The organism is Pseudomonas sp. LS.1a, assembly GCF_022533585.1.
Classification (GTDB): Bacteria; Pseudomonadota; Gammaproteobacteria; order Pseudomonadales; family Pseudomonadaceae; genus Aquipseudomonas.
The window spans coordinates 4,360,044-4,382,113 of sequence record NZ_CP092827.1; the positions used below are offsets into that span (position 1 = coordinate 4,360,044).

General features: G+C 62.7%; 21 protein-coding genes, 2 tRNA genes and 1 pseudogene. 10 read left to right on the forward strand and 14 right to left on the reverse strand.

The features are described from left to right. Positions 1–133: 133 nt before the first annotated feature. Positions 134–1,771, reverse strand: a complete 1,638-nt coding sequence (mqo, locus tag MKK04_RS20125; protein WP_207830766.1) for a malate dehydrogenase (quinone) — start codon at positions 1,769–1,771, stop codon at positions 134–136. A gap of 328 nt (positions 1,772–2,099) precedes the next feature. Next, on the reverse strand, positions 2,100–2,291 hold the full coding sequence (locus MKK04_RS20130) for a YhfL family protein (protein WP_003254720.1): 192 nt from the start codon (positions 2,289–2,291) through the stop codon (positions 2,100–2,102). Between the two features lie 254 nt (positions 2,292–2,545). Here MKK04_RS20130 and MKK04_RS20135 point away from each other — a divergent pair, with 254 nt between their 5' ends. From MKK04_RS20135 to MKK04_RS20145, 3 genes are all read left to right on the forward strand, one after another. Continuing rightward, entirely contained in the window at positions 2,546–3,163 is a 618-nt protein-coding gene (locus MKK04_RS20135; RefSeq protein ID WP_063913001.1) for a LysE family transporter, read from the forward strand. Between the two features lie 333 nt (positions 3,164–3,496). Next, on the forward strand, positions 3,497–3,760 hold the full coding sequence (locus MKK04_RS20140) for a hypothetical protein (protein ID WP_144174751.1): 264 nt from the start codon (positions 3,497–3,499) through the stop codon (positions 3,758–3,760). 138 nt (positions 3,761–3,898) lie between these two features. After that, on the forward strand, positions 3,899–4,171 hold the full coding sequence (locus tag MKK04_RS20145) for a DUF3077 domain-containing protein (protein ID WP_025340252.1): 273 nt from the start codon (positions 3,899–3,901) through the stop codon (positions 4,169–4,171). A 53-nt stretch (positions 4,172–4,224) separates the two neighbouring features. Here the strand turns inward: MKK04_RS20145 and MKK04_RS20150 are convergent. The 5 genes from MKK04_RS20150 to dapA all read right to left on the reverse strand — a co-directional run bounded on the left by MKK04_RS20150 (position 4,225) and on the right by dapA (position 7,930). Next, positions 4,225–4,314, reverse strand: a tRNA-Ser gene (locus MKK04_RS20150). 91 nt (positions 4,315–4,405) lie between these two features. After that, positions 4,406–5,116: a phosphoribosylaminoimidazolesuccinocarboxamide synthase gene (gene purC / locus MKK04_RS20155; protein ID WP_004375217.1), complete on the reverse strand. Its 711-nt coding sequence runs from the start codon at positions 5,114–5,116 to the stop codon at positions 4,406–4,408. Between the two features lie 30 nt (positions 5,117–5,146). Continuing rightward, complete coding sequence (locus tag MKK04_RS20160) at positions 5,147–5,905, reverse strand: MBL fold metallo-hydrolase (RefSeq protein WP_207830762.1); 759 nt, start codon at positions 5,903–5,905, stop codon at positions 5,147–5,149. Beyond that, positions 5,906–7,027, reverse strand: coding sequence for an outer membrane protein assembly factor BamC (bamC, locus tag MKK04_RS20165; RefSeq protein ID WP_207830760.1), 1,122 nt, complete (start codon positions 7,025–7,027; stop codon positions 5,906–5,908). A gap of 15 nt (positions 7,028–7,042) precedes the next feature. Beyond that, positions 7,043–7,930, reverse strand: a complete 888-nt coding sequence (gene dapA, locus MKK04_RS20170; RefSeq protein ID WP_063913006.1) for a 4-hydroxy-tetrahydrodipicolinate synthase — start codon at positions 7,928–7,930, stop codon at positions 7,043–7,045. A 259-nt stretch (positions 7,931–8,189) separates the two neighbouring features. Here dapA and MKK04_RS20175 point away from each other — a divergent pair, with 259 nt between their 5' ends. Continuing rightward, positions 8,190–8,750, forward strand: a complete 561-nt coding sequence (locus tag MKK04_RS20175; protein ID WP_013973793.1) for a glycine cleavage system protein R — start codon at positions 8,190–8,192, stop codon at positions 8,748–8,750. Positions 8,751–8,761: 11 nt separating this feature from the next. Beyond that, on the forward strand, positions 8,762–9,235 hold the full coding sequence (locus MKK04_RS20180) for a peroxiredoxin (RefSeq protein ID WP_241105920.1): 474 nt from the start codon (positions 8,762–8,764) through the stop codon (positions 9,233–9,235). A gap of 89 nt (positions 9,236–9,324) precedes the next feature. Here the strand turns inward: MKK04_RS20180 and MKK04_RS20185 are convergent, their stop codons facing one another. Together MKK04_RS20185 and MKK04_RS20190 are read right to left on the reverse strand one after the other, a co-directional pair. Next, complete coding sequence (locus tag MKK04_RS20185) at positions 9,325–10,395, reverse strand: AI-2E family transporter (RefSeq protein WP_063913008.1); 1,071 nt, start codon at positions 10,393–10,395, stop codon at positions 9,325–9,327. A gap of 19 nt (positions 10,396–10,414) precedes the next feature. Next, positions 10,415–10,654 carry a sulfurtransferase TusA family protein gene (locus MKK04_RS20190; protein WP_008097503.1) on the reverse strand — a complete coding sequence of 80 codons (240 nt, stop codon included), beginning with the start codon at positions 10,652–10,654 and terminating at the stop codon, positions 10,415–10,417. A 122-nt stretch (positions 10,655–10,776) separates the two neighbouring features. On the opposite strand from MKK04_RS20190, the gene MKK04_RS20195 reads away from it, so the two are divergent. Beyond that, a complete protein-coding gene (locus tag MKK04_RS20195) occupies positions 10,777–12,213 on the forward strand; it encodes a M48 family metalloprotease (protein WP_063913009.1) in 1,437 nt (478 codons plus the stop codon). Positions 12,214–12,322: 109 nt separating this feature from the next. Here MKK04_RS20195 and nadA read toward each other — a convergent pair whose 3' ends face one another. Together nadA and MKK04_RS20205 are read right to left on the reverse strand one after the other, a co-directional pair. Beyond that, positions 12,323–13,381, reverse strand: a complete 1,059-nt coding sequence (gene nadA / locus MKK04_RS20200) for a quinolinate synthase NadA (RefSeq protein WP_241105921.1) — start codon at positions 13,379–13,381, stop codon at positions 12,323–12,325. 277 nt (positions 13,382–13,658) lie between these two features. Further along, positions 13,659–15,167 carry a YdgA family protein gene (locus tag MKK04_RS20205; protein WP_241105922.1) on the reverse strand — a complete coding sequence of 503 codons (1,509 nt, stop codon included), beginning with the start codon at positions 15,165–15,167 and terminating at the stop codon, positions 13,659–13,661. A 445-nt stretch (positions 15,168–15,612) separates the two neighbouring features. Between MKK04_RS20205 and MKK04_RS20210 the strand changes: the two genes are divergently transcribed. From MKK04_RS20210 to MKK04_RS20220, 4 genes and pseudogenes are all read left to right on the forward strand, one after another. Beyond that, positions 15,613–16,965 (forward strand): APC family permease, encoded by a 1,353-nt coding sequence (locus MKK04_RS20210; protein WP_241105923.1) that lies wholly within the window; start codon positions 15,613–15,615, stop codon positions 16,963–16,965. Between the two features lie 285 nt (positions 16,966–17,250). Further along, positions 17,251–18,237 (forward strand): annotated as a pseudogene (locus MKK04_RS26730) (PDC sensor domain-containing protein); the annotation flags it as partial. 102 nt (positions 18,238–18,339) lie between these two features. Next, positions 18,340–19,095: a methyl-accepting chemotaxis protein gene (locus MKK04_RS26735; protein ID WP_402799486.1), complete on the forward strand. Its 756-nt coding sequence runs from the start codon at positions 18,340–18,342 to the stop codon at positions 19,093–19,095. A gap of 155 nt (positions 19,096–19,250) precedes the next feature. After that, positions 19,251–20,210 (forward strand): cation diffusion facilitator family transporter, encoded by a 960-nt coding sequence (locus MKK04_RS20220; protein WP_241105924.1) that lies wholly within the window; start codon positions 19,251–19,253, stop codon positions 20,208–20,210. 314 nt (positions 20,211–20,524) lie between these two features. On the opposite strand, the gene MKK04_RS20225 is transcribed toward MKK04_RS20220, so the two are convergent. The 3 genes from MKK04_RS20225 to queE all read right to left on the reverse strand — a co-directional run bounded on the left by MKK04_RS20225 (position 20,525) and on the right by queE (position 22,000). Then, positions 20,525–20,600 (reverse strand) — tRNA-Lys (locus tag MKK04_RS20225). A 60-nt stretch (positions 20,601–20,660) separates the two neighbouring features. Then, positions 20,661–21,335, reverse strand: coding sequence for a 7-cyano-7-deazaguanine synthase QueC (gene queC / locus MKK04_RS20230; RefSeq protein ID WP_207830742.1), 675 nt, complete (start codon positions 21,333–21,335; stop codon positions 20,661–20,663). Between the two features lie 17 nt (positions 21,336–21,352). Continuing rightward, positions 21,353–22,000 (reverse strand): 7-carboxy-7-deazaguanine synthase QueE, encoded by a 648-nt coding sequence (gene queE, locus MKK04_RS20235; RefSeq protein ID WP_207830739.1) that lies wholly within the window; start codon positions 21,998–22,000, stop codon positions 21,353–21,355. Positions 22,001–22,070 lie beyond the last annotated feature (70 nt).

Sequence of the window (22,070 nt, forward strand, 5' to 3'; positions counted from 1 at the left end):
CTCCCACACGGACCGCGTTGGCCACAGGCTTGGCGCTATCCCTGTGGGAGCGGGTTTACCCGCGAAGAGGCCGGCACAGGCAACACAAAACCCACGAGGTCTCCCCCGTGGCTTCTTTCACAACAATGGCCGATTACAGCGCCATGTCATTCTCAGGCTTGCTCTCGACCGGCTGGCTCGGTGCAACCGCAGTGCCGACGCTTTCGTCGATCACCGGTGGCTTCTCCAGTTGCAGCACTTCAGCGGTGTAGTTCCACTCTTTCTGGGTGGCCGCCGCCGAGTCGTTCAGCTTGGTGCCATAGCTCGGCACGATCTGCTTGATCTTGGCCTGCCACTCAGGGGTAGCGACCTTCTCCTTGAACACGGTTTCCAGCACGTTCAGCATGATCGGTGCAGCAGTCGAAGCACCTGGCGATGCACCCAGCAGGCCGGCAATGGTGCGGTCTTCGGAAGCGACCACTTCAGTGCCCAGCTTCAGCACGCCGCCCTTCTCGGCATCACGCTTGATGATCTGCACGCGCTGGCCGGCCTGCCACAGGCGCCAGTCTTCCTTCTTGGCGTTCGGGAAGTAGGTGCGCAGGGCTTCGAAGCGGTCGTCGTCAGACAGCATCAGCTGGCCAGCGAGGTACTCCACCAGCGGGTACTGGTCGATGCCGACCTTGGTCATCGGCCACACGTTGTGGGTGGTGGTGCTGCTCAACAGGTCCAGGTACGAGCCGTTCTTCAGGAACTTGGTCGAGAAGGTGGCGAATGGGCCAAACAGGATCACGCGCTTGCCGTCCAGCACGCGGGTGTCCAGGTGCGGTACCGACATGGGTGGTGCGCCGGTCGAGGCGATGCCGTAGGCCTTGGCCATGTGCTGCATGGCCACGGTCGGGTTCTCGGTCACCAGGAACGAGCCACCCACCGGGAAGCCTGCGTATTCCTTGGCTTCAGGAATGCCCGACTTCTGCAGCAGCTTCAGCGCGCCGCCGCCGGCACCGATGAACAGGAACTTGGCGTCGGTGGCCGATTCGCTACCGTCCTTCAGGTTCTTGTACTCGACGTGCCACGAACCGTCCTTGTTGCGGGTGATGTCCTGCACTTCGCTGGACAGCTTCAGGTCGAAGTTTTCCTGGGTTTTCAGGTGGCCGACGAACTGGCGGGTGATCTCGCCGAAGTTGACGTCGGTGCCGATCGGCGTCCAGGTCACGGCCAGTTTCTGGTTCGGGTCGCGGCCTTCCATCATCAGCGGGACCCACTTGGCGATCTGCGCGTGGTCCTCGGAGTACTGCATCGGGCGGAACAGCGGGCTGGCCTGCAGCGCGTCATAACGCTTCTTCAGGAACTTGATGTTGTCATCGCCCCACACGAAGCTCATGTGCGGCGTGGTGTTGATGAACGAGTGCGGGTTCTTCAGCACGCCCTGGCGGACCTGCCACGCCCAGAACTGGCGGGAGACCTGGAAGGCTTCGTTGATTTCGATGGCCTTGGCGATGTTGACGTTACCGTCTTTGTCTTCCGGGGTGTAGTTCAGCTCGGCCAGCGCGGAGTGGCCGGTACCGGCGTTGTTCCAGCCGTTGGAGCTTTCTTCGGCCACGCCATCCAGGCGCTCGACCATTTCCATCGACCAGCTTGGCTCCAGCTCGTGCAGCCACACGGCCAGTGTCGAACTCATGATGCCGCCGCCGACCAGCAGCACATCTACTTTCTTGGTTTCTGCGGCGTGCGCTTGCATGACGCTTGCAGCGACAGCCAGACCCAGCAAGGTCTTGCCAGCTTTCTTGAACATTGATCGATTCCAGTCAGGAGAACAGAGGGCGGGCCTGTGGCTGGCCCAGGTAAAGCGTGTTCTGCAGCGCAGGCTTGTTGTTGATCGTTATTCAGCAGCCAGAGAACCAGAAAACGACTCGGCCTTTTGTCGAATTGACCGACAAGGCTGAATCGTTTTTCCGATTGTAGCTTAAATGCCAGCACAAACAAATTACCGGTCGGAGCGTCAAGGCGACGGGTTGCCCCAGTGGCAGATTGTCACGCCGAAAAACAAAAACCCCCGATCATGTACATGACCGGGGGCCTTGGATCACGTCGCAAGCGTCGCGATCTGGGTACCGCCAAGATTACTGCTGCTGAGGCAGTTTATCGATCGGGCCGCAGCCACCGATGATCTTGGAGATGGAAACCGAAGGGTGGAACAGGTAGTCGTAGGTGCAGTTTTTCGGCTGGTTGTAAACCTGGCCAGTGCAACCCGACAGCAGGGCAACACCCGAAACGACAGCAACGGCTACGGTGGCCTTGAACAGCTTTTTCATACTAAGTCCTTTAAATGAATCATCTTCGGCCATCGTCTGATGGCGGCGGGATGATACAGAACCTGGGCATTGGATCCAAGCAGCGGATGGCACTTGTTCGTTGCAGCCGCGCAACAATACGTTGCGGTTGCAAGCAATGTCTCACTTTCCTGAAACCGGATGTTATGTCCAATTCGCAATGCATGGTTGAAAAGTGAGCGGGTGGCGACGATAGTCTTGAACGCTGCTTTCTCACTGCCCTACAGGAGTTCCCCATGCTCGGCGTCACCGACTACGGCGCGTTCGTCATCGCCTTTATCATCGTCCTGGCCATCCCCGGCCCGGGCAACTTCGCCCTGATCACCGCCACGGGCAAGGGCGGGATCAAGGCCGGCATGGCTGCGACCTGTGGGGTAATCCTGGGTGACCAAGTGCTGCTGTGGCTGGCGGTGGCTGGCGTTGCCACCCTGCTGGCCGCCTACCCTGCCGCCTTCCATGTGGTGCAGTGGGCCGGTGCCGCGTACCTGGCGTACCTGGGCCTGCGCATGCTGCTGAGCAAACCCGGTGGCGCGCCGCGGGCCAGCCGCATGGACAACGGCCAGTACCTGCGCCAGACCATGATGATCACCCTGCTCAACCCCAAGGCGATCATGTTCTACATGGCGTTCTTCCCGCTGTTCGTCGACCCGGTGAAACACCAGGGGCTGGTGACCTTCGGCTTCCTCGCGGCGACGGTGGCGGTGGTGACCTTCCTGTACGGGTTGATTGCGGTGGTACTGACGCACCAGTTGGCCGAACGCATGCGCGCCAATCCGCGGATATCCAATATGTTCGAGCGGTTGGCGGGGGCTTGCCTGGTGGGGTTTGGCATCAAGCTGGCGGCGATGCGCTGAGGGCCCTGGGGGGCGCTTTGCGCTCCCGGTCCTACAGTTGAAACTCAGAATAATCCCCTTCCTTGTAGGCCATTTCCCAAACATACTGCCAACCCGCTCAAACTGTTGCGACGGATTGGGTCGCGCTCTAGTCTCGGTTTGTCGTTGCAAAATCAACGACCGGCTTTGACAGGCCGACTACTCAAGTTTCCGTTGCAGCGCGTTATGGCAGCTGTGCATGGGGCACATTCGTGTGCGCCGGGTCTTGGGTAACCGGTCTGTCAACCCATGTATAGCTGCCCCCATTCGTTTGACAGCGTTGCCAGGCGGCTCCACTTACCCAAGGAGCTTTACATGCGCAAGATGGTCCCCGATCCACCCCACTCCCTCGATTCCACCCAGGCTCTGCAAGACACCCTGGTCCAGTCCTCAGAGTACGTACTCTGCGCCCTGTTCGTGGCCCGCCAATCCGTGCAACTCAAACCCACGGCCCCAAGTTCGATCGTGATGCAGGCTGTGATCCATGAAATGGAAGCAGTACAGGGCCTGGTCGAGTCGGCATTGATGCAATTGCAGATGCAGGCCCATTTACCGGTTGAGCCGCGCACCTTGCACTAAGCAGGTCTGGCCTCTTCGCGGGTAAACCCGCTCCCACAGGGGTAATCATTGCCCTCAAGTACTGCGCCGTACCTGTGGGAGCGGGTTCACCCGCGAAGAGGCCTGTACAGACACCCAAAATCCCAGGGAGATTCACCAATGCCCACCGACGACACAAAGCAACCCACCACAGTCGGCAAGACCTGCTTCTACCAAGGCGAAAACAACACCCACCCGCTGTTTCGCATCGAACCCGGCATCCCCTGCCAGGACGCCCGCGAACAGGCATCGGAACTGATGGGCTACGTCCGCGACCTGATCATCACCGGTTTGATGGATGGCGACCAGAAACTGATCTGGGCCTCGCATTACCTGAGTGCGATGGCAAAGGCGCTGCTGGATGATGCTGAATTGGGGATGATGAAAAAATAAGGCACAACGAAAAAGCCCCTGGAAACTTTCGTTCCCAGGGGCTTCATCTTGTATGGCGGAGAGATAGGGATTTGAACCCTAGGTACTGTTGCCAGTACAACGGATTTCGAATCCGTCCCGTTCGACCACTCCGGCATCTCTCCAATGCCGCGCATCATACCAGCGTTCTTTTAAAACGCAAACCTTTTTTTCAAAAAAATCGCGTGGTATCAGGCGCTTGCGTGAACGTGCCGCTTACAGCGGCACGCCCAGGCGCTTGGCAACTTCTTCGTAGGCTTCGATCACGTCGCCCAGACCCTGGCGGAAGCGGTCCTTGTCCATCTTCTTGCGGGTCTCTTTGTCCCACAGGCGGCAGCCGTCCGGGCTGAACTCGTCGCCCAGCACGATCTGGCCGTGGAATACGCCGAATTCCAGCTTGAAGTCGACCAGCAGCAGGCCGGCGTCATCGAACAGCTTGCTCAGCACTTCGTTGACCTTCAGCGACAGCTTTTTCATTTCGGCCAGCTGCTCGGCGGTGCCCCAGCCGAACGCGACAACGTGGGATTCGTTGATGAAGGGGTCGCCCTTCTCGTCGTTCTTCAGGAACAGCTCGAAGGTGGACGGCTCCAGCTTGATGCCCTCCTCCACGCCCAGGCGCTTGACCAGGCTGCCGGCGGCGTAGTTGCGCACCACGCACTCGACCGGGATCATGTCCAGCTTCTTCACCAGGCACTCGTTGTCGCCCAGCAGCTTGTCGAACTGGGTCGGCACGCCGGCTTCTTCCAGTTTCTGCATGATGAAGGCGTTGAACTTGTTGTTCACCATGCCTTTGCGGTCGAGCTGTTCGATACGCTTGCCGTCGAACGCCGAGGTGTCGTTACGGAACAGCAGGATCAAGCGGTCGGCGTCGTCGGTCTTGTAAACCGATTTGGCCTTGCCGCGGTAAAGTTCGTCGCGTTTTTCCATGATTGGGCTCCGCTTGCTTGAGGTGTTGGGCTAGGCGATTTCGCGCCAGTCGAGCCCGTGTTCCTGATTCGCCACCTGGAGCCAGTCCGGGTCGCACCCAAGGGTGTCGACGAAGCACTGGCGAGCCAAGTGTGGCAGGTTGTTCTTGCTGCTGAGGTGGGCCAGCACCAGGTGCTGCAGGTTGTGCCAGCCCAACTCATGCACCAGGCGCGCGGCCTGGTGATTGTTCAAATGCCCTTGCATGCCACCCACCCGCTGCTTCAGGAAGGCCGGGTAGTGACCGCGTGCCAGCAGGTCGCGGCAGTGGTTGGCCTCGATCAGCAGTGCATCCAGGCCCTGGTAACGCTCCAGCAGCAGCGCGTCGTACGAACCCAGGTCGGTCAGCATGCCGAAGCGCCGCTGGCCGTCACTGACCACGTACTGCAGCGGCTCGTAGGCGTCGTGCTCGACCCGCGCCGCGGTCACTTCCAGGCTGCCGATACGCAGGCTGTCGCCACAAGCGAGAAAACCGGCCACCTCCACCGGCTTGCGCATGCCGCGCAAGGTCCCTTGGCTGAGGTAGACCGGTACATTGTAGCGCCGTGACAGCAAGCCGACCCCATGCACGTGGTCGGCATGTTCGTGGGTGACCAGTACCGCACTGAGCTGGGCCGCCGACACCCCGAGCAGCGCCAGGCGCCGCTCGGTCTCGCGCAGGGAAAACCCGCAATCGACCAGGATGAACGTGTCACCACTGGCGATCAGCGTGCCGTTTCCCTGGCTGCCGCTTCCGAGTACCGCGAAGCGCACTTAGCCCAGGTGGTCCTGAATGGCGCTCAGCACGCGGCGGGCGACATCGGCCGGAGCCACGGTGTTGATGTTCTTCTCGACCGTGACCTGCACGCTCTCACCCACCTTGCTCAGGCGAACCTGGTAGCGCTCGGCACGGGCTTCACGCTCTTCCTTGGTCGGCTCGCTGCCGAACATGCGGCCAAAGAAGCCAGGCTGGTTCTGCTTGTCGTCAGGCTTTTCCGACAGGTTGATGTAGTACAGGCCCAGGCTGCGGTTGATGTCCTCGACACGCCACTCGCCACCCTGCTCCAGGGCACGGCCCACGCTGGACCAGGCGCGGTCCAGGTCGGCGCCCAGGTACAGCACCGGGTTGCCGCTGCCGTCTTCGCTCAGGCTCACGCGGCTTGGCGCGTCGAAATCGCGCGCGGCCAGCAGCGACACCGAACCGCCCTTCTCGGCGCTGCGGTTCATGCTGGCAAGCATTTCGTCGACCAGCAGGGCATCGGCACCGGTGTTGCTGGAGGTGGACGGGAAATCGGGCTCGGCAGTGCTGCCGGCCGGGCGCTCGACGCTGACCACATACACCTCGGAGGTGTTGCGCTGCACGCCAGGCTCCATGCGCACACGCACGCGCACTTCGCTGTCAGCGCTGCTGGCAGTGCTGGCCAGACGCTGGCCGAGCGATGCCGACAGTTCGTCGAAACGCTGCCAGGTCGTGTTGAATTCGCCGGTCTGCGGGCGCTCTTCGGCGATGCGGAAGCCGTTGTCCTCGAAGAACTGGCGGGCCACCGGCCATACTTCGGCCGGCGAATGCTGGGCCAGCACCCAACGGCTGCTGCCGCTGCGCTGCAGGCTGTAGTCGGTAATCTGGGCGGCGCCACCGGTCATCGGTTGCGGGCGCGGCACCTCGAACTCGCCGGTGGCGCTGTCGTCGGCGACGTTACGCGGGATCGGCAGCAGCGGGTCAAGGCGCTTGACGTTGCTGGCGTCCGGCGGCAGTTGCATAGGCGCGGTCGGGCGCGCCTGCAGGTAATCGCTGCCGCGGTCGCGGAAATAGCCATCCTCGCCCCACAGCCAGCCACACCCGCTGGTGCTGGAGATGATCAGGGCAAGGGCGGAAAGACCAGCCAGTCGCTTCATGCGGTGTACTTCCTCTTAAACCAGTACGCCGGACTGGCGCAAGGCAGTACGGACTTTTTCGTGGCAGCCTTCGCTCAACCAGGTCAGCGGCAGGCGAATGCCTTTGTGCATCAGGCCCATTTCGACGAGTGCCCATTTCACCGGGATCGGGTTGGACTCGCAGAACAGGTCTTTGTGCAGCGGCATGAGTTTTTCGTTGATTGCGCGGGCCTTCTCGGCATTGCCCTCAAGGGCGGCCTCGCACAGGTCGGCCATTTCGCGCGGGGCGACGTTGGCGGTGACGGAAATGTTGCCCTTGCCGCCCATCAGGATCAGCTCGACGGCGGTCGGGTCGTCGCCGGACAGGACGATGAAGTCGCTATCGACGCCATCGAGGATCGCCTTGGCGCGTACCAGGTCGCCGGTGGCTTCCTTGATACCGATGATGTTCTTGACCTTCGACAGGCGGATCACGGTATCGGCCTGCATGTCGCAGGAGGTGCGGCCGGGTACGTTGTAGAGGATCTGCGGGATGTCGACGGCTTCGGCAATGTGCTTGAAGTGCTGGTACAGGCCTTCTTGCGTCGGCTTGTTGTAGTACGGCACTACCAGCAGGCAGGCGTCGGCACCGGCGCTCTTGGCGTTCTGGGTCAGGTGCACGGCTTCGGCAGTGGAGTTGGCACCGGTACCGGCGATGACCGGGATGCGGCGGGTGCTGCGCTTGACGCGCTCGACCACGTGCTTGATGACCAGGATATGTTCTTCGACATCCAGCGTGGCGGACTCACCGGTGGTGCCGACAGCGACGATCGCATGGGTGCCGTTTTCCAGGTGGAAGTCTACAAGTTTGTCGAGGCTGTCCCAGTCAAGACGCCCTTGTGCATCCATGGGAGTGACCAATGCCACCATACTGCCCGCAATCATGTAACTGCTCCTGCCGGAAAAAGAGAGCGGTAATGGTACTGGGGGCATCGGCCTTGCACAAGCGAAGCAGGCGGGTGGAGCATTCCCCTCGGCGCCTTATTTCGCTACCCTTGCTGCTTTGATCGGTGCAGCGCGGCCCGCCGGGCCGTCGACCTTGCTCCCCGCCAGCGTCCACGACCTCGCATGCGAGCCCCGGGCCCTGCCGACTGGAGGCTTTCGCCCGTCCTGTGCCGACCGCTCATCGCTTTAGGAATGCTGCATGTCCACCCCCACCGTCCGCGAACAATTCCTTGTCATCAGCGCCTTGGGCCCCAACCCCATGGAGCTGGCCAACGTCCTCAGCCGCGCTGCCTTCGAAAACCGCTGCGCGGTGGTCACCTCGCGCCTGAGCCGCCACGGCGAGACCAGCGCCCTGGTACTGCAGGTGGGCGGCAGCTGGGACGCCCTGGCGCGCCTCGAAGCCATGCTGCCGGGCCTGGGCAAGAAACACGGCCTGACCCTGGACGTGGTGCGCAGCGCCGACCAGGAAGTGCGCCCGCAGGCCCTGCCCTACGTGGCCTACGTCAGCGCCGCCTACCGCCCGGACATCATCAACGAGCTGTGCCAGTTCTTCCTCGACCACCGCGTCGAGCTGGAAGCCATGACCTGCGACACCTACCTGGCGCCGCAGACCGGCAGCAGCATGCTCAACGCCCAGTTCACCGTGATTCTGCCGGCCGGCACCCAGATCAGCTGGCTGCGTGACCAGTTCCTGGACTTTGCCGATGCCCTGAACCTCGATGCGCTGATCGAGCCATGGCGTCCACAGAACCCAATGTAAGGAAACCGACCATGGCTGTAGCACTCGACCAACCCGTTGCCGACTTCCAGGCCCTGGCCACCAGCGGGCAAACCGTCAGCCTGGCCGAGCTCAAGGGCCAGCAAGTGGTGGTGTACTTCTACCCGAAGGACAGCACCCCGGGCTGCACCACCGAGGGCCAGGGTTTCCGTGACCAGCATGATGCCTTTGCCGCGGCCAACACCGTGGTGTTCGGCGTGTCGCGCGATGGCATCAAGTCGCACGAGAACTTCAAGGCCAAGCAAGGCTTCCCGTTCGAGCTGATCAGCGACAAGGACGAAGCCCTGTGCCAGCTGTTCGACGTGATCAAGCTGAAGAAGCTGTATGGCAAGGAATACATGGGCGTTGACCGCAGCACCTTCCTGATCGACAAGGACGGTGTGCTGCGCCAGGAATGGCGCGGGGTGAAGGTGCCCGGGCATGTGGATGCAGTACTGGCTGCTGCCCAGGCCCTGAACAAGGCTTGAGATCGTTGGGGGCGCTTTGCGCCCCTTTCGCGACACAAGGCCGCTCCCACAAGGTCCGCGAATGGGCCGCAAAGCGGCCCCATTTGCATTCAGAGCATCGGCGAAACGCTAGGCTCCTGCCGCGGCCAGGCATCCAGCACGGCCTTGATCAGCGTCGCCAGCGGGATGGCGAAGAAGATCCCCCAGAACCCCCACAACCCGCCAAACAGCAGCACTGCGCAAATGATCGCCACCGGGTGCAGGCTCACCGCCTCGGAGAACAGCAGCGGCACCAGCACGTTGCCGTCCAGCGCCTGGATGATCGCGTACACCGTCATCAGGTAGATGAACTGGTCACCCCAGCCCCACTGGAACAGTGCGATCAGCGTCACCGGCACGGTCACCACCACCGCGCCCACGTAAGGCACCACCACCGACAGCCCCACCAGCAGCGCCAGCAACGCGGCGTAGTTGAGCCCCAGGCTGATGAAGGCGATGTAGGTGGCAATGCCGCAGATCAGGATCTCGATGCCCTTGCCGCGGATGTAGTTGGCGATCTGCCGGTTCATCTCGCTGCCCACGCGGTTCAGCAGGCTGCGCTGGCGTGGCAGGTAGCCGCTGACCCAACGGCCGATCAGTTCACGGTCCTTGAGAAAGAAAAACACCAGGATCGGCACCAGCACCAGGTAGATCATGGCATTGACCAGCAACGGCAGGCTCGACAGCGAGAAGGTCAGTGCCCACTGGCCGAACTTTCCGATTTCCCCGCGCACCGACTCGATGGCATGCAGCACCTGTTCGTCCGACACCAGGTGCGGGTAACGCTCGGGCAACAGCAACAGCAGCGACTGCCACTTGCCGAGCATGCCCGGCAGTTCGTTGAACAGGGTGATCAACTGGTGCCACAGTAGCGGCACCAGCACCAGCATGAACACAGCCAGCGCGCCCATGAACAGGGCGAACACCAGCATCACCGCCAGCCGGGTCGGTACCCGCACGCGCTCCAGGGCATTGACCAGCCCCTGCATCAGAAACGCCAGCACCATGCCCGCCAACACCGGTGCAAGCATGCCACCCAGGGTGAGTACCGCGGTAAAAGCCAGGAACAACAGGACCGCCAGCACCACCGCTTCCTCATCGGAGAAGTAGCGCTGCATCCAGTCGCGAAGCACTTTGAACATTGACGATCCTTGGAAAGACTCAGGCCTTGCGCAGCCAGTAAGTGTAGGTACCGGCCTCGGCCGTTTCCCGCAGCAGGGTATGACCTGCCAACTGGGCGAAAGTGCGGAAGTCGCGTTGTGAGCCGGCGTCGGTGGCGATGACCTTGAGCACCGCGCCGCTGGCCAGGCGGTTGAGCTCCATCTTGGCCTTCAGCAGCGGCAAAGGGCAATTCAGCCCGCTGGCGTCCAGCTCGGCGTCACAGGTCAGGGTGTCACTCATCGTGGGGCTCTCCAAAGGCATTGCCAGGCTGTATCTGGATTTGGCCGGCTAGGATAGCGCCACTGGTCGCCAACGTGTGAGCCCGCTACAGTAGGTATCTTTGACCGACGCGAGCTTCATGCATGAATCTACTGCGCCCTACCCTGCTGACGCTGGCCTGCCTGTTGGCCCTCCCCGGCCACGCTGACGACCTGCCATCACTGGGCGACGCCAGTTCCGCGATCGTCTCGCCACAACAGGAGCACCAGCTCGGCCGTGCCTGGCTGAGCCTGCTGCGTGGCCAGGTCAACCAGCTCAACGACCCGCAGCTGAAAGATTACGTCGAAACCAGCGTGTATCGCCTGGCCGAAACCAGCCAACTGCAGGACCGACGCCTGGAATTCATCCTTATCGATAGCCGCGAGCTCAACGCCTTTGCCGCCCCGGGCGGCATCGTCGGGGTCAACGGCGGGCTGTTCCTCAACGCCCAGACCGAAGGCGAGTACGCCTCGGTACTGGCCCACGAACTGGCGCACTTGTCGCAACGCCACTTCGCCCGCGGCGTCGAGGCCCAGCAGCGCATGCAGTTGCCGATGATGGCGGCGTTGCTGGCCGGTATCGTGCTGGCCGCCGGTGGTGGCGGTGATGCCGGTATCGGCGTGATCGCCGGCACCCAGGCAGCGGCGATCCAGGAACAGCGGCGCTTCTCTCGGCAAAACGAACAGGAAGCCGACCGTATCGGCATCCAGAACCTGGAAAAGGCCGGCTACGACCCGCGCAACATGCCGACCATGTTCGAGCGCCTGGCCCGGCAGTACCGCTACGACGCCAAGCCACCGGAATTCTTGCTGACCCACCCGGTAACCGAGTCGCGTATCGCCGACACCCGCAACCGTGCCGAGCAGGCCCCCAAGGGCGGCGTCGAGGACAGCATGCGCTACCAGCTGATCCGTGCCCGGGTGGCGCTGACCTACGAAGGCACCCCGGGGCTGGCAGCCAAACGCTTCCGCGCCCAGCTGGACGAAGACCCCAAGCTGGACGCCGCGCGTTACGGCCTGGCCCTGGCGCAGATCAAGGGTGGCCAGCTGAACGAGGCGCGCGAACTGCTCAAGCCGCTGCTGGCCAAGGCGCCCAACGACATTACCTACAACCTGGCGCAGATCGACCTGGATATCACCAACAACCGCCTGGCCGACGCGCAGCAGCGGGCCGAACGCATGCAGGGCCTGTACCCGGGCAACTACCCGCTGAAACAGGTGCGTGCCGACTTGCTGGTGAAGCAGAACAAGCCCGCCGAGGCGGAGAAGGTGTTGAACGAGCTGGTGAAGAGCCGGCCGGATGACCCGGACGTGTGGTACGACATGGCCGAAGTGCGGGGCCTTTCGGGCAATACCATTGGTTTGCACCGGGCGCGTGCCGAGTACTTCACACTGGTGGGCGATTTTGACCAGGCCATCCAGCAGCTGGATTACGCCAAGCGCCGTGCGGGCGGGAACTTCCCGCTGGCAGCACAGATTGACCAGCGCCAGCGCGAGGTCATGGAGCAGCAGCGCATGGTTCAGGAAATGATGGGGCGTTGAAGGCCCTTTCGCGGGTAAACCCGCTCCCACAGGGACAGCGCAGCCCGTGAGCGCTGCGCTGTACCTGTGGGAGCGGGTTTACCCGCGAAGAAAGCGACGCGGTACAGCGTCAGGCGTTACCGGACAACTTCAGGCGCGCCGCCTGGGTAAAGTCCAGCATCCGGTTCAGCGGCTTGATCGCTTTCGGCACCAGCGCCGGGTCGACAAAAATCTCGTTAGACCCATTACGCAGGCAATCCAGCACACGCTCCAGGGTGTTCATCGCCATCCACGGGCAGTGCGCGCAGCTGCGGCATGCCGCGCCGTTACCGGCGGTCGGGGCTTCGACGAACTCCTTGTCCGGGCACAGCTGCTGCATCTTGTAGAAGATGCCGCGGTCGGTGGCGACGATGAAGGTCTTGTTCGGCAGGGTCTGGGCAGCCTTGATCAGCTGGCTGGTGGAACCCACCGCGTCGGCCAGTTCGATCACCGCTTCCGGCGACTCGGGGTGCACCAGAATCGCTGCATCCGGGTACAGCGCCTTCATGTCGGCCAACTGGCGCGACTTGAACTCTTCGTGAACGATGCAGGCACCGTCCCACAGCAGCATGTCGGCACCGGTTTGCTTCTGGATGTAACGCCCCAGGTGCTGGTCCGGGCCCCAGATGATGGTCTCGCCGTTGTCCATCAGGCTTTCGACGATTTCCAGCGCGCAGCTCGAGGTGACCACCCAGTCGGCACGGGCCTTCACGGCAGCGGAAGTGTTGGCATAGACCACCACGGTACGCTCCGGGTGCTGGTCGCAGAAGGCCGAGAACTCTTCCACCGGGCAGCCCAGGTCGAGCGAGCAGGTAGCCTCCAGGGTGGGCATCAGCACGCGCTTTTCCGGGGTGAGGATTTTCGCCGTCTCGCCCATGAAGCGCACACCGGCAACGATCACGGTTTCGGCCGGGTGGTTCTTGCCGAAGCGGGCCATTTCCAACGAGTCGGACACGCAGCCGCCGGTTTCTTCGGCCAGCGCCTGGATGACCGGGTCGCAGTAATAGTGGGCGACCAGCACGGCGTTCTGGGCCTTGAGCTCGGCAGCGATGGCCGCACGGTATTCGGTCTCCTGCTCGGCTGTCAGCGGGTTGGGCTGCTTGGCGTCGAGGTGGGCCTGAACCAACAGGCGTTCGGAAATCTGGGTCATGATCGCTGGACCTGCAGGCGCTTGTGCGCGTCAAATCGAGTGTATCACCCGGCCCTGACAGATCGGCTAGGGGCGCCGGACGGCACGCAGGCCGCCACGGCCCTCTGCGGGCGCGGATTATTATCGGAGGCCGAAGGCTACAGACAATCCAGCGAATTCTAAAGTGGTTTTTGTGTTGCCTGTGCTGGCCCTTTCGCGGGTGAACCCGCTCCCACAGAATCTGCCAAACTCCTGTGGGAGCGGGTTTACCCGCGAAGAGGCCGGTACAGGCTTTCGATCAGCCCTGCGGCGACAGGGCCGCCAGGTGCGAGGCCATGAGCATCGCGAACTCTTCCACGGTCATTTTCTGGCCGTTGAAATCGACCATGCCATCGGCATAGTGCAAGCTGCTTACCACATCATCGCCCTGCACGGTGGCCATGCCGCTCTGCAACGCCATCATGCCGACCATTTCCCCGGCCTGGCTCGATTGCATGGCAATGGCCTGGGCGTCGGTCTGGCCATCCAGCAGCGCCTGCAAGGTTGCCAGGTCACCGATCATCGGCTTGGACAACGACAGCTTGCCCTTAACCTCGGTGATCAGTTGCTTGCTCAACTGGTCAGGCGGCAGGTCGAAGCTGGCCGGGGCAGCGAAGCCCATCGAAAGGTCAAAGCGGCTTTCGCCATTGGCGGTCTTGAACGACAGGTTTTCCACCGCCACCCGGGGCTTGGCAGCCAGCAGTTTCTGCAGCTCGCCCTGGAACCTGGCCTTCTCCACATCGTCCATCTGGATTTCCGGCACCGGCTGGCCGGCTGCGGCTGCGGCCTCGAATTCCGGCAGGTGCGCCTGGTACCACGTCGACAGCGCCTGCAGCGCCGGGGCGTTGACCGACGTGATGCTCACCGCCATTTGCGCCTTGCCCACCGCACGGCCATCCCAGGTGATATCCCCAACCTTGTACTCCACGCGGCCACCCACGGTATCCGGGCCGTCAAGGGTTTGCAGGGCGTTCTGCTCCAGGCCCTTGACCACCAGCACCTGCTGCCTGGGCCCCAGAGTGACCTTGGTTTCGGCCAGCGCCAGGTCGACGTTGCCCACATAGATGGCCTCGTGCGCGGTGGCCGCCAGCTGGCCGCCGACCTTCAGGCCGTTGAGCTCGAAGGTGGCAGGCGGCTGGTCATCGCGCACCAGCTTCATCACGAAACGGTCGGCCTGGCCGTGGAAGCGCGAGGCTTTGCCTTCCTGATCACCGCTTACTTGCAACTGCATGCCCGAGAAGTCGAGGCTGTTGCCATCCGCTTCGTCAAGCTTGACCGGCGCCAGCTGGATCTGGCTGACCACATTGCCGTCGTAACCCAGGCTGGTCTGCGCGCTGACCGGTGCCTGCTCGCCTGCGGCGGCGAACCACGGCGCAGTGGCGTCGTCCTTCTGCAGCGTGCTGTTGCTGACCGCCAGCACCGGCATCAGCTTCAACGCCTTTACCCGCGACCAGGGGAACGGGCCATGCTCGATCTGGTCGGTCACGCCCACGTCGAAATTCACCACTTCGCCTTCGCCCAGGTTGATATCGCGGGCCTTGAGCCGGTACTGGGCGGTACTGCTGAAGAAATGCTGCTCCAGCGATACCCGCTCGATACTCATGCTGCCACCGGTGCTCACCAGGGCCTTCTTGAGTTCGGCGTTGCTGCGGACGAGGGCGTTGTCCAGCTCCGCAGGCAGCTGCTTGCCGGTGTACCAGGCGCCAGCGGTGATTGCGACGGCGATGGCGATAGCCAGGCCGGAAAGGATGCCAACTGATTTCTTCATGAATAGAACCGATTGCTGTCCGTAAGGGCTTCGTAGGCGGCCAAGGGCCACACAGAACGCCAAGAGTACCACCGCAGCCCAGGCCTGGCGCTGGCCCGGCTCGAGAAATCCCGCTTTTGGGAAACGCCTGACAGCCTTTCCATGGGAGACCGGCATTCGTTAATTTTTACGAACACTCAAATTGATCAAAACCGCAAAAAAACGCGCAATAACCGAACAAAACCCCACTTGAATCGATAAATATTTCAATTCAGCAACATCTTGTCATGTTTAACTTGACACCCAGCTACCCATCGTTTTTTATTTTCACCACTTTGCGCGCTCCCCCGCGTCCCCGCCGCTCCAACAATAAAGGTGAACAACATGGAGCCCACCCGCTCGCCCTTGCCGCATGCGCAGTACACCGTGCCCGCCGTTTACGCCCAGCCGCAGGAGCCATGCCAGCATGCAGCATGACCACAGCGCCTCCGGCAATGGCCAACTTAGCAAAACCCTGCGTCTCTGGCACGTGATCATCATCGGCCTGGCCTACCTGACCCCGATGACCGTGTTCGACACCTTCGGCATCGTATCCGGGATTACCGCCGGGCACGTACCCAGCGCCTACATCCTGGCGCTGGCCGGAATCCTGTTCACCGCCGTGAGCTACGGCACCCTGGTACGACGCTTCCCACAGTCGGGCTCGGCCTATACCTACACCCAGCGTGCGATCAACCCGCACGTGGGCTTCCTGGTCGGCTGGTCGTCGTTGCTGGACTACCTGCTGCTGCCAATGGTCAATGCGTTGCTGGCCAAGCTGTACCTTTCGGCCATGTTCCCGGAAGTACCGGAGTGGATGTGGGTGGCTGGCTTCGTCACCCTGATCAGCCTGATCAACATGCGCAGCGTGAACCTGGTGGCGCACTTCAACCTGCTGTTCGTGGCCGTGCAGGTGGCGATCATCGCCGTGTTCATCTACCTGTGCGTGCGCGGCCTGGACCAAGGTGAAGGGCTGGGTACCGCCTGGAGCCTGCTGCCATTCGCCGACAACCAGACCCAGCTCAGCGCCCTGGCCGCCGGTGCGACCATCCTGTGCTTCTCGTTCCTGGGCTTCGACGCGGTCACCTGCCTGTCCGAAGAAACCCGCGACCCGGGCAAGACCATCCCTCGGGCAATCTTCCTCACCGCACTGATCGGCGGCATGGTGTTCATCACCGTGTCGTACTTCATCCAGGCCTACTTCCCGACCATGTCCCGCTTCCATGACCAGGAAGCGGCACTGCCGGAAATCGCCCTGTACGTCGGCGGCAAGCTGTTCCAGTCGATTTTCATCGCCTGCACCGTGATCAACACCATCGCCTCGGGCCTGGCCTCGCAGACCAGCGTGTCGCGCCTGCTGTACGTGATGGGCCGCGACAACGTGATCCCGGCCAGCCTGTTCGCCCGCCTGCATTCCCGCTACAAGACGCCAGTGTTGAACATCGCGGTGGTGGGGCTGATTTCGCTGTCAGCGATCTTCTTCGACCTGGTCACCGCCACCTCGATCATCAACTTTGGCGCACTGGTCGCGTTCAGCTTCGTCAACCTGTCAGTGATCAACCACTGCTACCTGCGCGAAGGCAAGCGCCAAGGCCTGGCCAACCAGCTGACGTATCTGGTGGCGCCCACCATTGGCTTCTGCATCATCGTTTCGCTGTGGCTGGACCTGAACGCGCATTCGCTGCTGTTCGGTGGCGTCTGGGCACTGCTCGGCCTGCTGTACCTGGCCTGGCTGACCAAAGCCTTCAGGGACACCCCGCCCAACTACATCGCTGAATGACCCACGCTGCCGACAACGCCCGCGCCTGAACGCGGGCGTTGTACTTGATCGAAAAGGAAAGCCCTCATGCCGCTGCGCCGCCTCTCCATCCAGTGGAAGATCACCCTGCTCGCCGGCCTGTGCCTGCTGGCCATCGTCGCCTTGCTGGTGACTACGTCGCTGGCCCAGGCGCGGCGCAGCGCGGCACTGGTCAACCAGGCCAACACCGAAATGCTCGACAGCAGCGCACGCCTGCGCCTGCAGGCCCATGCCGAAGCCCAGGCCCTGCGCATCCAGCGCTATTTCATGGACGCCTACCAGTACGGCAATGGCTTTGCCCGCCTGGTACAGGTGCTCAAGGCCCGTGGCGGCAGCGACCTGCGCGCCGAGCTGACGCGCCAGGCCCGCACCAGCCTGGCCGGCAACCCGGACGTGATCGGCCTGTACCTGGTTTTCCAGCCCGACGCCCTGGACCAGGACAGCCAGTACCTCGGCCAGGATGCCGTGGGCAGCAACGAAAGCGGGCGTTTCTCACTGTACTGGTCACAACCCCGCCCCGGCACTCTGGAGCTTGAAGCCATGCCGGAATCGATGCTCGGTGACGCCAGCATCGGCAGCAACGGCGTGGCAAAGAACCGCTGGCTGACCTGCCCGCAGGACACCGCCAGAACCTGCATGCTTGAGCCATACCTCGACGAGGTGAATGGCCGCCAGGTGCTGATGACCAGCATCGCCCTGCCGCTGCTGGAGCATGGCAAGGTGGTCGGCGTGGTTGGCCTGGACATCGGCCTGGCCAACCTGCAGCAGTTGAGCCTGGACGGCCGCCGGGAGCTGTTCGATGGCCAGGGCCAGGTCAGCATCGCCAGCGCAGCCGGCCTGCTGGCCGGCAACAGCCGCGACGACAGCAAACTCGGCGAGCCCATGGACAAGACGGTAGCCGATGGCCTGCTGCGTGTTGCCCACCCATTCACGCCGATCCCTGATGCCGCCCCTTGGCAGGTACTGCTGGAACTGCCGGAAAGCGTGCTGCAGGCGCCTGCCGTCGCCCTCAACCAGCGCCTGGACGCGCACAACCACAGCGCCAACCTCACCAGCCTGCTGGTTGGCCTGGGCGCTGCGGTAGTCGGTTTGCTGCTGGTGTGGCTGACCGCGCGTGGCGTGACCCGACCAATCCTGGCCGTGGCCGCACGCCTGGAAGACATCGCCAGCGGCGAAGGCGACCTCACCCGTCGCCTGGACTACGCCCGCCAGGATGAACTGGGCCAGCTCACCGGCTGGTTCAACCGCTTTCTCGACAAGCTGCAACCGGTCATTGCCCAGGTCAAAGGCTCACTGCAGGAAGCACGTGGTACCGCCGACCAGTCGGCCGCCATCGCCAGCCAGACCAGCGACGGCATGCAGCAACAGCACCGTGAAATCGAACAGGTGGCCACCGCTGCCAACGAGATGAGCGCCACCGCCCTGGATGTCGCCCATAACGCCTCGCAGGCGGCCCAGGCTGCACGCGCAGCCGACCAGGCCAGCCGCGAAGGCCTGCAACTGATCGACAGCACCCGCCAGGGCATCGACCGCCTGGCTGCCGGCATGAACACCGCCATGGACGAGGCGCGCGCGCTGGAGGGCCGCAGCGGGCAGATCGGTTCGGTGCTGGAAGTGATCCGTACCATTGCCGAGCAAACCAACCTGCTGGCGCTCAACGCCGCCATCGAAGCCGCCCGCGCGGGCGAAGCCGGGCGTGGTTTTGCCGTGGTAGCCGATGAAGTGCGTGGCCTGGCCCAGCGCACGCAGACATCGGTGGAGGAAATTCGCCAGGTCATCGAGGGCTTGCAGCAAGGCACCCAGGATGTGGTGGGCGCCATGCACGAAGGTCAGCGCCAGGCGCAAGACAGCGCCACGCGCATGGAGCAGGCGCTGCCGGCGCTACAACGGATTGGCGAGGCAGTGGCGGTGATCAGCGACATGAACCTGCAAATTGCCTCGGCAGCCGAAGAGCAGAGCGCGGTGGCCGAAGAGGTGAACCGCAATGTGGCCGGCATTCGCGATGTGACCGAATCGCTGGCAGGCCAGGCCGATGAGTCGGCGCGGATCAGCCAGGCCCTGAACCGGCTGGCCAACCAGCAGCAGGCGTTGATGGAGCAATTCCGCGTCTAACCTGTCAGGGCCAATGCGCCTTCTTCGCGGGTGAACCCGCTCCCACAGGGTTTTGCGCCGATCTCCAAGGCGACGCCAACCTGTGGGAGCGGGTTCACCCGCGAAGAGGCCCTGACAAGCAATACAGCATCACCGTTTCTTCTAGAGCACATTTTATGCAAACCGCAACCAGATCCACCTTCTTCGACATCACCAGCGAACAGGGCCTGTTACGCACCTCGATTGCCGTCACCCTGTTCATCGCCATCATCGGCATCGCCTTCGGCCTGGCCTCCGGCTCGTTCTCCATCGTCTTCGACGGCGTCTATTCGCTGGTCGATGCCAGCATGAGCGGGCTGTCGCTGGTGGTGGTCAGGCTGATTACCGCGCACACCACCAGCGTGCAGATGTCGCGCAAGCTGCGCGAGCGCTTCACCATGGGCTTCTGGCACCTGGAGCCGATGGTGCTGGCGCTCAACGGCATCCTGCTCAGCGGCGTGGCCATCTATGCACTGATCAACGCCGTCAGCAGCTTGCTGCAAGGCGGGCGCCACCTGGAGTTCGGCATCGCCATGGTCTACGCGCTGCTGACCGTGATCGCCTGCGTGACCATCGCCATTGTCGAGGCCCGCGCCAACCGCAAGCTGGGCTCGGATTTCGTGCGCATGGACGTGAAAGGCTGGGTGATGTCAGCCAGCATTACCGCCGCGCTGCTGATCGCCTTCTGCTTTGGTTACGCGGTACAGGGCACTTCACTGGAATGGGTATCGCCCTACATCGACCCGGCAGTGCTGGCGCTGGTTTGCCTGGTGATCGTACCGTTGCCGATGTCTGTGGTGCGCCAGGCCCTTTCGGAAATTTTCCTGGTGACCCCTGGCGACCTCAAGCTGCATGTGGACGAAGTCGCCAAAGCCTTCGTCGCACGCCATGGGTTGCAGTCGTACCGGGCTTATGTGGCCAAGGTCGGGCGCTCGCGGGAGATCGAGTTGTACTTCATCGTGCCCAAGGCCATGGCCGCAAAAACCATCGATGAATGGGATGCGTGGCGCAACGAGATCGGTGATGCCGTGGGAGGTGAAGGGCCGGACCGCTGGCTTACGGTTGTGTTTACCGGGGATCCGGAGTGGGCTGAGTAAGCTGGGGGCGCTTTGCGCCCCTTTCGCGACACAAGGCCGCTCCCACAACGTCCGCACGGCTCTCAAGGCCTGTGCTTTACCTGTGGGAGATTGCCCAGCCCTTTGGGCTGCGCTGTCGCACAGGGAACAATGTTCGAGAGCGCGTCACAATCCCTTGTGGGAGCGGGCACGCCCGCTCCCACAGAGCCCTGCTAAATCAATGATTTATGTGTTGTTCCATGAGAGCTGGCTTGCCGGCGATGAGGCCAGTACAAGCAGCCGAAAACGAAAAAGCCCGCGACCGTTGCCGGTAGCGGGCTTTGACGTACTGCATATGGTGGGTCGTGTAGGATTCGAACCTACGACCAATTGGTTAAAAGCCAACTGCTCTACCAACTGAGCTAACGACCCGTTGGATGGCGCGTATAATACTGATTTCTAACAGGAAATCAACACCCCATCAAAGTTTTTTCAAAAGTATCGCGTCGGGTCTGCGACACCGGCTGCCTTGAAGCCGTCGGCACGCAGGCGGCAGCTGTCGCATTTGCCGCAGGCACGCCCGTCATCGTCGGCCTGGTAGCAGGAAACGGTCAGGCTGTAGTCCACGCCGCGGGCCATGCCGGCCTGTACGATCTGCGCCTTGCTCATGTTCTGCAGCGGCGCCTGGATGCGGAAGCCCCGCCCTTCGACACCGGCCTTGGTCGCCAGGTTGGCCATGCGCTCGAAGGCTTCGACGAACTCGGGGCGGCAATCGGGGTAGCCGGAGTAATCCACGGCATTGACGCCAATGAAGATGTCACGGGCATCCAGTACTTCTGCCCAGCCCAGGGCCAGGGACAGGAACACGGTGTTGCGCGCCGGCACGTAGGTGACCGGGATGCCTTCACCCGGGGTTTCAGGCACGTCGATACTGCTGTCGGTCAATGCCGAGCCGCCGATACCGTTCAGGTTCAGGCCAATCACCTTGTGCTCGACCACACCCAGGTCGCGGGCAACGCGGGCAGCGGCGTTCAGTTCGGCGCGGTGGCGCTGGCCGTAGTCGAAACTCATGGTGTAGCAGCTGTAGCCTTCGGCCTTGGCCATGGCGACCACGGTGGCCGAGTCCAGGCCGCCGGACAACAGGATGACTGCGCGTTTGTCGGTCATGTGTGCTTGCTCCTCAATCAACGTCCGGGTTCGTCGTTCCACAGCAGCTTGTGCAGCTGCAGCTGGAAGCGTACGGGCAGGTTGTCGGCGACGATCCAGTCCGCCAGGTCGCTGGCGTTCACCTGGTGGTGGCTGGGCGAGAACAACACCTCGCCGGCACGCTCGGCCAGGTTGTACTGGATCAGCTTGGAGACCGCCCAGTCGTAGTCCTCACGGGAACAGATGACAAACTTGACCTGGTCGTTGCGGGTCAGCTGCTCGATGTTCTCGTAGCGGTTACGGTGCGACTCTTCGGAGCCTGGGGTCTTCAGGTCGACCACGCGGCTGACGCGGGTGTCGGTGCCGGCAATATCCAGCGCGCCGCTGGTCTCCAGCGACACCTTGTAACCGGCGTCACACAGGCGCTGCAACAGCGGCAAGGCATTGGGCTGGGCCAATGGCTCGCCACCGGTGACGCAGACGTAGCGCGGCTTGAAGCCGGCGACCTGCTCAAGGATCGAATCGAGGGTGCGAAGGGTACCGCCACTGAAGGCATAGGCACTGTCGCAGTACTGGCAGCGCAGGGGGCAACCGGTGAGGCGCACGAATACCGTGGGCAACCCGGCCGTTCGCGTTTCACCCTGCAAAGAGTAAAAGACTTCGGTGATGCGTAATGTGTCTTGCATGCTCGCCACGGGCGTGACAGCTAAACAGGCTGCCCGCCTCCGTCAGGCACTGTCGCGGACTCGACATAGC